A 12,065-nucleotide genomic window follows, 5' to 3' on the forward strand; every position below is an offset into this window, starting at 1 on the left:
CTGTCCAGCGCGCACCCGCAGTGACCGAGCCTTCCTCTTCCGGGCGGTCTTTCGTGTCCTGTGAAGGACCGTGGCCGTTCTTCTATCGAGCAGTGGCCTGTACCGGGCCGGCGCTCGCCCAGTCCTTCCCAAAAAGGAGCCTACTGACCGCTATGAACCCCACCCGTATCCTCAAGCGTCCCGCCGTTGCCGCAACGGTCCTCTCCGCGGCCCTCCTGGGCGCATGCTCTCTCGCCATGACCCCCATGCAGGCGAGCGCCCAGTCCGCGCATGTTCTGGACACCTCTCAGTTCCTGGCCAAGGACGCGCGCCTGCAGGCGGCCCCGCTGCCGCCCGCCTGCCAGGAGGCGATCTTCAAGACTGGAGACAAGTTCCCCACCACCCACTACGCCATGCCCGACGAGCCGTGGAACGCCACTCTGGCCGCCCTGGGCAACCTGAGCGAGGAAGAGCAGGCCCTGCTCACCGAGCCCGCGTGCGCGGCCTGGAACAAGTGGGCCGTCGCCAACGGCCCCGCTGTGACCACCGAACTCGACAACCGCTACCGCAACGCCGCCGCTCCGGCCTGCAACAAGTGGGCCGTATCCACCCTCGCGACAATCAAGAAGCACGCCCCGGAGTTCCCCGCCGCGTACGCGGCACAGCAGACCCTGGCCAAGAAGGTCTGGAAGGACGTCATGACCAAGCTCTCCACCACGGCCGCCGACCCCGCCTGCCGCACGTCCTACAACACCGCCAAGGCAGGCTGGTAAACGCCCAGGGAAGCGAGACCTGGCGAAGGGCTGGCCGCCGGCGTGGAAACACCTGTGCCACGCACGGCGGCCTGCTCGTTGATGCCGAACAGGCGCATCAGCCGCAGCAGGTCGGCGCTCGCACCCGCTCATCCCGGCCGGGAGTCCGGCCGGGATGAGCGGGTGCGGACCGTCGGCGGCACCGCACACCGGCCCTCGCCTTCCGGTGGCTGCCGGTCGGTGAGGGCCAGGAGCTCTGCCGTGAGGTCCGGCGCGGCCACGATCGTGCGGGAAGAGGAAGTGACCTGGTCGTTGCGTCGAGTCATGGTCGGCTGCGCTGCTCCAGGGTCATCGGCAGGGGGCCGGGGGAGAGGAAGATGCGGGGCGTCGGCCGGCGAATTCGTCGACCGGGCCGGGGGCGCAGCCGCCATTGGGCGCTGATGGTGGCCAGGGCGGCCAGCAAGTGCGTCATGGCGAGGTTGTCGCCGATGCATTTGCGCGGCCCGGCTCCCAGAGCGAGGTAGGAGGAGGGGGGAAGGGTTCTGGCTCGCTCGGGCAGCCAGCGGTCGGGGTCGAAGACCTCCGGGTCGGCGAACACCTGCGGGTTGCGCTGCAGTTGGTAGGCGCTGATGGCGATTTCCGCGCCGGCCGGCAGGTGGGCGTCGCCGAGCTGGACGGGGACGAGGGTGCGGCGCGCGAAGATCCACACCGGCGGGTACAGGCGCAGCACTTCCTGCAGGACACGCCGCGCGTAGTCCAGGCGGGGCAGATCCTGGGGCTGGACGGGGCGCCCGTCAAGGACAGTGTCGAGCTCGCCATGGAGGCGCTGCTCGACATGAGGGTTGAGGGCCAGTTCGTGGAAGGCGTGGGGCAGGGCGTCACTGATGCCGTGGACTGCGGCGAAGAGATAGAAGATGACCTCCCGGACGACCTGGACGTCCTCCAAGGGCTCGTCGGTGTCGGCGTAGCGGGCGGTCAGGAGCTGGGACAGGACGTCGGGGGTCTCCTGGTCACCGGAGGGGCGGCGGGCCTCGATCGCAGCGGTGATCGCCTTCTGCAGGCGGGCTCTGGCCCTGTTGAAGGACCCGGTGCCCGGCACATGGGGGAGGGTGGCCACGCGGGGCAGGGCCAGGCGCCAGTACAGCCCGCGGGTGACCTGCGGGAGGAGGTCGGCCAGAGCGTCGGCCACCGCCTGGGCGGTCGGTCCCTCGCCGCAGAGGGTGCGGGCGTTGACCGTGCAGGCCAGCCGTCCCAGTTCCTGGTCCACTCGCACGCTCTGCCCGGGCTGCCAGCATGCGGTCTGCTCTTCGGTTGTTTCGCGGACGGCGGGGATCTGAGCTGCGATGCGGTGCCGGTGGAATCCGGACTGGACGGTGCGGCGGTGGCGGCGGTGGGACTCGAAGAGCGTCAGTCCCTCGAACTGCATGTCCATCCCCACGCTGAGACCGAACTGTGACCCGATCCCTTGCGTCATGCGGCCCTTGGCGTAGTCGCGCGTTTCGGTCACCAGGACGCGGTGGATCAGTTCGGGCGAGGTGACCATGTAGGTATCGGGCCCGGGGCTCAGCATGCGTACGACGGGGCCGTGTTCGTAGAGCGAGGCGGTGAAGGCCAGCGGTCTGAACAGCATGTGGTGTCCGTGGCCGATCAACGGCAGCGCGCCCGGAGCTGTGGGAACGGGGTGGGTGGTGACTGGGCTGGTCATGGGTCCTCGTCGTTGACGCCAAATGGACTATCACAGAAGGTTACGCTTAGTGTGCCCTGCGTGATGAACCTTCCTTGTCCTGCCCCGTCAACCTTGCCGCCCGCTGCGCTGCGGCGTTACGCCCTCGCGGGCCTGCAAGAACAGGGATGAGCGGGAGCGAACCGGTGCCATGCCTACGGGACGTGCTCAGGAGTTGCCGGCACCGCCGGGTACTCGAAGGGGTGAAATCCGATCTGCGCCCGGGGCAACTGGCGGGCATCGGCGGCGAGAACGGCGCGGGTAGAAGCACCGACTTCGACTGGGGAACCTACCTGCGCTTCTGCCTGGCCCAGAACCTGCGGGACCGCGGCTCCTCAGCGCTGGTCGTGTACCACCTCGCCTACGATGCCTCCCGCCTGGACCGCATGTATCGCCTGCAAGACGGCAGCGTGGGCGGCCCCGGCCTAGCTGTCCTCGCCACCGGATCCCGGCCCGGCACCGGCCCACGCAGCGTCCCTTGCGACGAGCGGCCGGCAGAGCGGTGCAGCCGTCACGATTCCCCTACCGGATAGGGCTTCAACATGCCCAAGGCCTCGACCACCGCAGTTGCCGCACTGGACGTTCTGGTGGTCGGCTCGGGTTTCGGCGGCAGCGTTGCAGCTCTGCGCCTGGCCGAGAGGGGTTACGGCGTCACTGTCATCGAGGCCGGATGCCGCTTCGCCGATGAGGACTTGGCCACCTCACCCTGGCAAATCCGGCGTCTGCTGTGGGCTCCCCGGTTGGGGCTGCGCGGCATCATGCGGATTCATCTGCGGCGCCGGCTCCTGGCGCTGACCGGGGTGGGAGTCGGCGGAGGATCACTGGCTTACGCCGCAGTCCACTACCGCCCCACCCCTCAGGCATTCGGTGCGGAGGGCTGGGATCCGGCGGTCGACTGGGCCGCCGAACTGGCCCCGCACTACGACGAGGCCGAGCGCATGCTCGGAACAACGACCGTCCCCGGGACGTCGGAGGGAGACCTGCTGCTGCGACAGACCGCCGTCGAGCTCGGCGTGGGAGCGACCTTCCACCCCACCCGGGTCGGCATCCACTTCGGACCGCCCGGTCAGTCGACCGGTGACCCCTACTTCGCCGGACAGGGGCCCGCCAGGAAGGGCTGCACCCAGTGCGGGCAGTGCACCAGCGGCTGCCCCACCGGTGCGAAGAACACCCTGACCAAGAACTATCTCCACCTGGCCGAACGCGCGGGCGTCAAAATCCGCCCGCTGACCACCGCCGTCGCCCTGCACCCGCAGCCGGACGGAACCTGGCAGGTCGAGACCCTGCGTACCGTGCTCGACCACGGAATCCCGCGCCGCAGACGCGAGGTCCTGACAGCCGGTCAGGTGGTACTGGCCGCCGGCGCCTGGGGCACCACCGAACTCCTCCACCGCTCCCGGCCTCACCTGCCCCTACTCTCGCCAGCCCTGGGCACCAGGACCTGCACCAACCGCGAAGTGATCACCGCCGCCACCGCACCCGGCCTCGACACCGGCCCCGGCCCCGCCATCACCTCCGCCATCCGCCCCACCCCCACCACCCTCCTGCAGCTGTGCCGCGTCGGCCCCGGCACACACCCCCTCGCCGCAGCGATCCGGCCCTTCCCCCTGCCGTTCCGTAGTTTCGGCCGACGCACCGCACTGCTGTTCACCATGGAACTGCGCAACTCCGCCCTCACCAGCCATTACCGGCCCAGGCCCTTCGGTAGACGGCTCGTCTTCCGCCCCAGCACCACCCGGCCGGAACCCGTCCGCAGCCCCACTGCGGAAACCGTCACGCGCACGTACGCGGCGGCCATCCGAGGCCGTGCCCGCCGCCTGTGGACGACACTGCTCCGGGTGCCGATCACCGCGCACCTGATGGGCGGATGCCCCCTCGGCGCCGATCCCGCTCGCAGCGTCATCGACCCCTACCACCGCGTGCACGGCTACCCGACCCTGCACGTCACCGACGCCTCCGCGATCCCGGGAAACCTGGGGCACAACCCGTCGCTGACCATCACCGCCATGGCCGAACGGGCCCTCGCCGCTTGGCCCCCGGCCGGCGCCCGCGACCCCCGACCGCACCAGGGCGAGCCCTACCAACCCCTGCCCCCACTGAAAGCACCGACCGTCCCGTGCCAAACCACCCGTTCATCGTCCGTCTCGGCCGCACCCGCCTCTTCACCCGCATCGCCCCCCACCTCCTGCCGGCCTGCGACCTCGCCGTCCACCGCCTCACCCGCGGCCGCCTGCTCCCCAGCCGCCTGTTCATCACCACCGTCATCCTCCACACCACCGGCCACCGCACCGGCACAGCCCGCAGCACCCCCCTGTGCGCCCACCACAGCCCCGACGGCAGCTGGCTCGTCATCGCCAGCAACTTCGGCAGAGCACACCACCCCGCCTGGAGCACCAACCTCCTCCACACCCCCACCGCCAGGATCACCACCGGCAGGCATTCCCACGACGTGACCGCCCGGCTGCTGAGCCCAGAGGAAAAGGCATCCCACCGCCACCGCATCCTCGCCGCCCTGCCCGTCTACGACGCCTACGCCGCCCGCACCACCCGCGACATCCGCGTCTTCCACCTCACACCCCGGCCTTAACGGGCCCTCTCGTCCAAGATGGTGCGACCACGCCGAACGCGTCTCCCGCCTCCTCTTCCAAGCCCGACCTTGTGGTCCGCCGTCGAGCGTCCGGGCTGCGGCTACGGAAGCTCCGTACCAACGCCAATCGCACGCAGGCCAGCGTTGCGCTGAGGCGGGGGTGGATCGAGCCTTCTACGGTCGCGGCGGGGTCGTAGGCCGGGCGCCGGATCGGTCGGCCATGGTTGGGCCCCGGCCGGTCCGGCACCGTGCCGGCCGCGAATTTGTCATCACCGCGCGGAAGGAGGGTACCGGGCTGGTGGTGCAGACTTCTCCCTCGGGAAGCCGGCCGCCTTGATCCGCCGCTCCGAGCGGCGGCGGGCCTGGTCGTCGCACTCGGCCATCAGCAGTTCAGTGAGGAAGCCGCGGTAATGGGTGACCCCGTGACGAAGATGGAAGAGCGTGGCCAGGAGCCGGACGACGAACAACAGCCGGTGCTTCGCGCAGGCTCCCACGGCCCGCTTCCTCGGTCGAGCGGCGATCTCGTTTGGTGACGCTCCTGCCACAACAGGTCGACGTTCTCGATGAGTTCAGCAATCACTGAGGCCGTCAGACCAGTGGCCCGCCGATTGCTGATGATCACCGCACGCGTCGAGTTCCCATGATCGACCATCCAGGCTCGACTTCTCCCCTCTTCCCGTGCATAAGTTCGTCAGCCGACCGGTTGCAGTTCCCAGTAGTGGGGCTCGATGGGGGCCTGCCGCACCACGATCCGGGTGTTCACACCGGGATCGTCCACCAGCTTCCCGTACGAGCCGGACCGGTCGGCGGGCGTGTGCTCGATGTCGGCCCACACCACGCTGCCAGGTCCGGCGGAGCCGTAGGAGACGGTCCACTCGGCGTACTTGTCGTTGCAGTTGTTCACCGACACGGTGTGCTGCGATGTCACCATCAGACAGGTGCGAGGATCCGAGCCCGGTGTGGAGACTTCCATGGTTCCGTTGGGGCGTTGCCGTACCTGCCAGTTTGCCGAGGTCGACGCGCTTTCAGTGCAGGCGCCCAGGGACACCACACCGATGTTCGCGTGCGTCTTGGGCCAGACCAGGCACTTGCCGTCCTGGAGAGCCGCGAAGCGGTAGACCCCGTCGACGAGCGGGGCGGCGTGGGCGGGTTGCGCGAGTGCCGAGGTGGCTGCGACGGCGGCGGCCAGGACGGACAGGAAGCGAGAACGCATGGCGGGGGCTCCTCGATCAGCCGTGGTCGAACCGATCGCACGGCACAGACGTGGTCGATGCACAGTCCGCCGGAGACGACGGCGACTCCGATCCTGGATCGCCTGATCACCTGGGAGCGGGCGGTGACGGCCGCCGTCACTCCCATGGTTGAGCCGCGTCACCCGATGGTGTCAGGGCGTGGTGTTGCCGGCCAGCAGGGGATTTCGACGCAGGTGCGCCTGCCCTGGCGTACGGGGGGCGCACCGTGCGTCGGCGGCCCGCGCCGGAGCCAGGGCGTGGGGGCAAGTAAAACCCCTTTCGCAGGAGGGCGGGCCGATGTCGCGGGAGGCGGACCGTCTGGCGAAAGCGATCGTTGTCCGGATCCTGTCGGAGAACTGACGCCGGCTGGCTTTATCGAGCGGGTTGTGGTTCTGGTCCAACTTGTGTGGTGCGTGTACTGTCTGACCGTTGATCTTGCTGGCCCGTCTGCCGAGATCATCTGGAAACGGCCGGTGGCGGCGGCGTTCGGGCTGATGGTCCTGGGCTGTGCGCGAGGTACTGCCCGCACAGCGCAAGATCAACGAAAGGGACCACGGCATGGGCCGCATGCGTACCGAGATGTTCATGATCCACGAGGGTCCGAGCTACTCCAGCTCTGTCACGGCCCGCTTTGACGGGAATACGTCGTCATCGATTCCAACGCCGGTGTCGGATACGACCCCGACAAGGTTGGCGCTGGCAGCACCACCACCATTACGAAGGACCGGTATTGCCGAAGTAGGCATAAAAGCCCCCTGATGAGCGAAAGGGCTCTGCACGTTCGGGTGTAGACCCCTTTGTCGTGCTGGGTGGCCAGCCCTGACAAGCCTGAACGCGGGCATACACGTCCGGGGTCGCCAGAGGCCGAGCGGGCCGGGCTCTAGGACTCCGAGACCGAAGAGGGGCGGTCGGTCGTTGGTCGATATCGGGTACCGCGGCCGACCGGGGGGCGCCTTTGCGGGGGAGGCGCCCAACCCTCCAGTGCGACTTCGTGATCTGGTTCGATGACCTTGCGGGGTAGGCAGCCAGGCGTGTTGTGGAGGTGAGGGCCGGATGGACGGACGCGCGGTCATCCTGAACCCGTTGGCGCAAGGCATCCACCCCCCCGCCCAGGGCGTCGACTGGGACGCCGACGCCCTCCGTGACGACGTGCGCGCCTACGTCCACGAGCACCTCGGCGCCGACGATGGCGTGCTGACCGTCGACGAGACAGGCTTCCTTGAGAAGGGCGCCACCTCGGCGGGCGTGCAGCGGCAGTACACCGGCACCGCGGGGCGGATCGAGAACAGCCAGGTCGGTGTCTTCCTCGCCTACGCCTCCAACAGAGGACGGGCATTGATCGACCGCCGGCTCTACCTGCCCGATACGTCCTGGTCCCGGGACGCCGAGCGCCGCACCCGTGCCGGGGTGCCCGACCAGGTGGAGTTCGCGACCAAGCCCACGCTGGCCGGGCAGGTGATCGCGGCCGCGCTGGACGCCGGCATCGGCGCATCCTGGGTGACCGGCGATGAGGCATACGGCCAAGACCCCGGCCTGCGTGCGCTGTTGGAGTCTCGCCGGACTGGTTACGTCCTGGCCGTCGCCTGCAGCACCGGGGTGCGGATCAACCAGGGGCGAACCGCTGCCCGGGTGGATGCCGTTGCCGACCGCCTGCCCGCCTCGGCCTGGTACCGGCAGAGCGCAGGAGCCGGAGCGAAGGGGGCACGCTGCTACGACTGGGTCTGGATCGAGATCGGCGCCCACGGCCACCGGCACCTGCTGATCCGCCGCAACCCGAGCAGCGGCGAACTCGCCTTCTACCTGTGCTGGTCCCCACAACGGATGCCGCTGTCCGAGCTGGTCAGAGTGGCCGGGACCCGGTGGTGCATCGAGGAGTGCTTCCAGGCCGCGATAAGCCAGGTCGGACTGGATCACTACCAGGTCCGCCACTGGACCGCCTGGCACCGGCACATCACCCTGGCCATGCTCGCCCTGGCATTCCTGGCCGACCTCGCCACCGACGCGACACCAGTCAGGACCGCACAGCCGAACCGGCCCGCCCGCAGCCTCGACCCCATCGCCCTGACCGTCCCCGAGATCCGCCACCTGCTCGGCACCCTGCTGAGCCCACCGAACACTTCCCCGCGCGGGCCGCTGCACTGGTCAACTGGCGCAGAAACCACCAGGCCACAGCCCGGCGCAGCCACTACCAGCAACGACTCGCCGCCCCCGTGACCGGATAGATCACGAAGTCGCACTGGAGTATTAAGAGGCGGGCCCCCTCGCGTTCGACCGGCTCCAGCGGCGCCTGGCCCGCCGTCTCGGCACCGGAGCGCTCGCGGCCACGGGTACCTGGTCGGCGCACCCGGTCGTGTTCGACGTCCTGCACCTGGACGGCGCACACCTCACGGCCTGGCTCTGCTCCCACCGCCGGGCCGCCCCGGCGACCTTGTTCGCAACAGCCGGGAGTGCGGCGGTGGGGCGAGTACAAGGGCCGCGCCACCGCCGGCGCCGTCACCGTCCCCGCATGCTGCTGCTCGGACGCCGTGACCCCGCAGACACCCCGCGCTGCACCGGGCTGTTGAGGCCACGCGATGCTGTGACCTGCGGTGGTCGAGTCCATGGTCGGGGGCGGCGGAAGCCGTGGCCGGGGTGGGGCCCTTCGTGGGATGCGCGGTTGCTCGGCTTCGGCATCTCGGTGTTCACATCGGCCTGGGCAACTCGCGCTCGTCGGCCGCGGGACCCCGGAGGGATTGGATCACTCTGCCGCACCCTTTGGGCGTCGCCGGGCGGGTGCCGCGGCCGGCGCCCGGGGCCTCTCGCCATCGCATGCCGCCGGTACTGGTCAGGTGGGAGGTGTGGCTGCCGGGCTCGCGCGTGTGGTCGGTTTCGTCCTGCACGAGCAGCGAGAGCAGTGCGGCCACGGGCAGGCCCGCTTCCGCGGGGTGGCGCAGGACCTTGTCGGGCTGGATCCGGTAGGTGTTGGTGCGGCCGTCGCGGGTGTGGGAGAGGTAACCGTCCTGCTCGAGGTCGGAGATGATCCGCTGGACGGCGCGCTCGGTGAGGCGGCAGTGAGCGGCGATGTCGCGGATCCGGATGTTCGGATTGTCGGCGATGGCCGCTAGCACACGCGCGTGATTGGTGACGAACGTCCATCCCCTGTGAGAGCCAGGCACTTCAACCATGAACAGCATTCTAAGGACCGTCTTTGCGTGACACTCGATACATGACATACTTTTCGCGCAACAGATGACGTGATCCGTTCGGGACAGCCAGAGGAGGGGCCCAAGGTGTCTGTGGACGAAGCGGTAGCAAGGCGGTCGAGGGGCGCCGACGGGAGCCGGCTGCAGGGGACGGACGAGGCCACGGTGGTGCAGTACGAACGCTGCGGCGCCTGGGTGGTCAGCGCGCGTGGCCCCTATGACATGTCTACGGTCACGCCGCTGGCGGACGCGCTGGACACCGCGGTCAAGGAGCATCCGAAGGTGGTCCTGGACGCCTCCGGCATCACCTTCGCGGACTCCGCGCTGCTGAACCTGCTGATCCTCACCCACCAGGCGGCCGACTTCCGCGTGGCCGCCCCCGAGCAGCAACTGAAAAGGCTGCTGCAGCTCACCGCGGTCGACACCGTCCTGAAGATAGGGGAGACGGTGGAAGAGGCTGCTGCCTGCTAGAACGTCCCGCACCCACCACGGTGCGGCTCTCCTGCCCGACTGCCATCAGCCGGGCACAAAGACGCCCTACGCACAGGCAGGGAAGCGCCCCGGGCCCTTGCCGAGGCGAAGCATTCGACGTTTGCTCGAGGAAGAGAGTCACCATGATCCTTCCGGCGGAGAAGGAGCTGCGGGCGACTCTGGCCCGGTTCGCCCAGGCGCGCATCGACCACGATGTGTGTCCCACCGGCTTCACCAGCAGGGCGCTCGAAGACGCCACATACATGCTGTGTGTGATGACCGGGTCCCGCATCGCCGAACAGGCCCTGCTCACGGCGGACACCTTGCTGGAGCAGTACACCCACCGCACCAGCGACTCGCGCGAGGACGAAACTCTCGCCGCCTGAACGCAGAGCGGCGGGAAACCCCTGCTCCCGGCTCCCACCAGAGGCGACTCGTTGCTGAGATGGGCCGGTTGCCCACGCGCGGAGGTCCTGCCGGCTGCCTCACCGCCTCCCGTGCCACTGCCTCCCCGTCGTACTGCCTGCCCGTCCCAATGGCGCTCCGTCCCGCTGTCCCGGCGAGTGGCGGCGTGGAGGGCGCGCACTGCCTCCCGCCCCGGTTCAGGTTGCGCATTCGACGGTGGACGTGCCCTGGAACGTTGGGGTGAGCGAACGGCTCAACGGGCACGCCGAGGCGGGTGGTGGCGCAACGCAGTGGCAGAGGTTCGCTGAGCAGATGGCTGTGCCGGCGCGGGATCTGCTGGAGAAGAAGTCGGTCCGGGAGACGCTGGACGCGATCTCGGTGGCAGCGGTGGATCTGGTGGAGGGCTGTGATGCGGCCGGGATCCTGGCGGTGCGCAAGGGCCGGGCGATCACGCTGCCCTCGTGCGGAGAGATGGTCGAAGCCTCCGACCGCATCCAGGGCGATCTCGGTGAAGGGCCGTGCTACGACCTCGCCCGCCGCGAGAACGGTGAGCGCACCTACCGGATCACCGATATGACCCAGCCCCAGACGGGCTGCCCCGCCTCCGCGGACGCGGCCCGCGAGCTCGGCATCGGCAGCATGACCGGCATCCTCCTCTACACCGACGAGGAAGACTTCGGCGCCCTCAACCTGTACGCCCGCCGTCCCGGCACCTTCACCCAAGACATCGAGACCGCCGGCTGGATGCTCGCGTCCCACGCCGCCGTCGCCCTGGCCGGCGCCCGCACCATCGACCAGCTCGAACACGCCATGGAAACCCGCCACGCCATCGGCGAAGCCATGGGCATCCTCATGGAACGCCACCGCATGAGCGAAGACGTCGCCTTCAACGTGCTGCGCCGCCTCTCCAGCACCACAACCTCAACTCCCCGAGGTGGCGCAGAGGCTCCGCTCCGAGCACGACCTCCCCTGACCAGCATCGACGCTGACCGGGGCAACAGCCGTGCCCTGCGGATGTCGTGCCCGCGGGTACGTCCGGTGTGGCCGAATCCGCGGCCGTACGGCCTCTACTCCAGAGTCCCGTCGGGCGCTCCGTGGACGTAGTACTGGCCGGGAGGAGTGTCGGGGGAACGAGCCTGGTGAAGGGGAACGTCGGCGCTGATTTGCTTGCCTTCACCGGCGTGCTCGACGATCAAACGGCTGCTGAGGGCTGTGACGATCTCCAGACCGTGTCCGCCGACGCGATGGGGGTCGGCCGGCCGGGGCCGGGGCATGGCCGGGGAGGTGTCCGACACGGTGATCCGCACGATCCGGCCGCCTTCGGCCGCCCGGACCTCCAGGCGGCCGGGGCCGGGCGCGTGCCGTGCGGCGTTGGCGATCAGCTCGCTGACCACGAGGCGGACGTCATCGGCGGCGCGGGGGGACACGGTGATCCGGCGGGTGCGGTGCAGGGCGGACAGCAGTGCGTCGGCTTGGGCCCGTGCCCGGGCGGCCGGAGGCGGGAAACCGCTCCAGGCCAGGTGCCGACGCAGAGTGTGGTCCGGTCCCTGCCCGTCCGCCTGCTGCATAAGCGGTTGAGACACGGAGATCGTCACTCTCAGTCGTAAATGTCTGTGCCTTTGAGGACCCGTCTCTCGCGGGCTGAGCACCGTCTACCCACTCCGCCCGGCGTTATGGAAGCCATCGCCCGGGCACCGGGGTGGCAGGCGGTGACCGGCAGTTCCCTGGGGGGCC

At 69.4% G+C, this 12,065-nt stretch carries 9 protein-coding genes and 4 pseudogenes; 8 read left to right on the plus strand and 5 right to left on the minus strand.

Annotated elements, in window-relative coordinates; translation table 11 throughout:
- The first annotated feature begins 152 nt into the window (after positions 1-152).
- Positions 153-752, plus strand: a complete 600-nt coding sequence (locus ACZ6EG_RS31310) for a hypothetical protein (protein WP_391971410.1) — start codon at positions 153-155, stop codon at positions 750-752.
- A gap of 301 nt (positions 753-1,053) precedes the next feature.
- Here ACZ6EG_RS31310 and ACZ6EG_RS31315 read toward each other — a convergent pair whose 3' ends face one another.
- On the minus strand, positions 1,054-2,436 hold the full coding sequence (locus tag ACZ6EG_RS31315; protein ID WP_469609701.1) for a cytochrome P450: 1,383 nt from the start codon (positions 2,434-2,436) through the stop codon (positions 1,054-1,056).
- 221 nt (positions 2,437-2,657) lie between these two features.
- Between ACZ6EG_RS31315 and ACZ6EG_RS31320 the strand changes: the two genes are divergently transcribed.
- From ACZ6EG_RS31320 to ACZ6EG_RS31330, 3 genes and pseudogenes are all read left to right on the plus strand, one after another.
- On the plus strand, positions 2,658-2,987 hold the full coding sequence (locus ACZ6EG_RS31320; RefSeq protein WP_469609704.1) for a hypothetical protein: 330 nt from the start codon (positions 2,658-2,660) through the stop codon (positions 2,985-2,987).
- A 9-nt stretch (positions 2,988-2,996) separates the two neighbouring features.
- Positions 2,997-4,454, plus strand: a pseudogene (locus ACZ6EG_RS31325) (GMC oxidoreductase); the annotation flags it as partial.
- A 116-nt stretch (positions 4,455-4,570) separates the two neighbouring features.
- Positions 4,571-5,041, plus strand: a complete 471-nt coding sequence (locus ACZ6EG_RS31330) for a nitroreductase family deazaflavin-dependent oxidoreductase (RefSeq protein WP_469609707.1) — start codon at positions 4,571-4,573, stop codon at positions 5,039-5,041.
- Positions 5,042-5,346: 305 nt separating this feature from the next.
- Here ACZ6EG_RS31330 and ACZ6EG_RS31335 read toward each other — a convergent pair.
- Together ACZ6EG_RS31335 and ACZ6EG_RS31340 are read right to left on the minus strand one after the other, a co-directional pair.
- Positions 5,347-5,451: pseudogene (locus ACZ6EG_RS31335) on the minus strand (IS21-like element helper ATPase IstB); the annotation flags it as partial.
- A 281-nt stretch (positions 5,452-5,732) separates the two neighbouring features.
- The gene (locus tag ACZ6EG_RS31340; RefSeq protein ID WP_391971407.1) at positions 5,733-6,254 is read right to left on the minus strand and encodes a hypothetical protein; all 522 of its coding nucleotides are present in this window, start codon (positions 6,252-6,254) and stop codon (positions 5,733-5,735) included.
- A gap of 1,141 nt (positions 6,255-7,395) precedes the next feature.
- Here ACZ6EG_RS31340 and ACZ6EG_RS31345 point away from each other — a divergent pair.
- Positions 7,396-8,495: pseudogene (locus ACZ6EG_RS31345) on the plus strand (IS701 family transposase); the annotation flags it as partial.
- A gap of 624 nt (positions 8,496-9,119) precedes the next feature.
- Here ACZ6EG_RS31345 and ACZ6EG_RS31350 read toward each other — a convergent pair.
- Positions 9,120-9,437: pseudogene (locus tag ACZ6EG_RS31350) on the minus strand (helix-turn-helix transcriptional regulator); the annotation flags it as partial.
- A gap of 186 nt (positions 9,438-9,623) precedes the next feature.
- On the opposite strand from ACZ6EG_RS31350, the gene ACZ6EG_RS31355 reads away from it, so the two are divergent.
- The 3 genes from ACZ6EG_RS31355 to ACZ6EG_RS31365 all read left to right on the plus strand — a co-directional run bounded on the left by ACZ6EG_RS31355 (position 9,624) and on the right by ACZ6EG_RS31365 (position 11,435).
- Positions 9,624-9,926 (plus strand): STAS domain-containing protein, encoded by a 303-nt coding sequence (locus ACZ6EG_RS31355; protein WP_469609764.1) that lies wholly within the window; start codon positions 9,624-9,626, stop codon positions 9,924-9,926.
- 143 nt (positions 9,927-10,069) lie between these two features.
- Positions 10,070-10,312, plus strand: coding sequence for a DUF5133 domain-containing protein (locus ACZ6EG_RS31360; RefSeq protein WP_469609710.1), 243 nt, complete (start codon positions 10,070-10,072; stop codon positions 10,310-10,312).
- Positions 10,313-10,571: 259 nt separating this feature from the next.
- Positions 10,572-11,435 carry a GAF and ANTAR domain-containing protein gene (locus tag ACZ6EG_RS31365; RefSeq protein WP_469609713.1) on the plus strand — a complete coding sequence of 288 codons (864 nt, stop codon included), beginning with the start codon at positions 10,572-10,574 and terminating at the stop codon, positions 11,433-11,435.
- Here ACZ6EG_RS31365 and ACZ6EG_RS31370 read toward each other — a convergent pair.
- Complete coding sequence (locus tag ACZ6EG_RS31370; RefSeq protein ID WP_469609716.1) at positions 11,399-11,914, minus strand: ATP-binding protein; 516 nt, start codon at positions 11,912-11,914, stop codon at positions 11,399-11,401. The genes ACZ6EG_RS31365 and ACZ6EG_RS31370 overlap by 37 nt on opposite strands.
- Positions 11,915-12,065: the final 151 nt, after the last annotated feature.

This window comes from Streptomyces sp. NPDC041968, from assembly GCF_055589025.1.

Coding starts and splice junctions, on each gene's coding strand:
- ACZ6EG_RS31310 (WP_391971410.1), top strand. CDS start 153: ATGAACCCCACCCGTATCCTCAAGCGTCCCGCCGTTGCCGCAACGGTC.
- ACZ6EG_RS31315 (WP_469609701.1), bottom strand. CDS start 2,436: ATGACCAGCCCAGTCACCACCCACCCCGTTCCCACAGCTCCGGGCGCG.
- ACZ6EG_RS31340 (WP_391971407.1), bottom strand. CDS start 6,254: ATGCGTTCTCGCTTCCTGTCCGTCCTGGCCGCCGCCGTCGCAGCCACC.
- ACZ6EG_RS31360 (WP_469609710.1), top strand. CDS start 10,070: ATGATCCTTCCGGCGGAGAAGGAGCTGCGGGCGACTCTGGCCCGGTTC.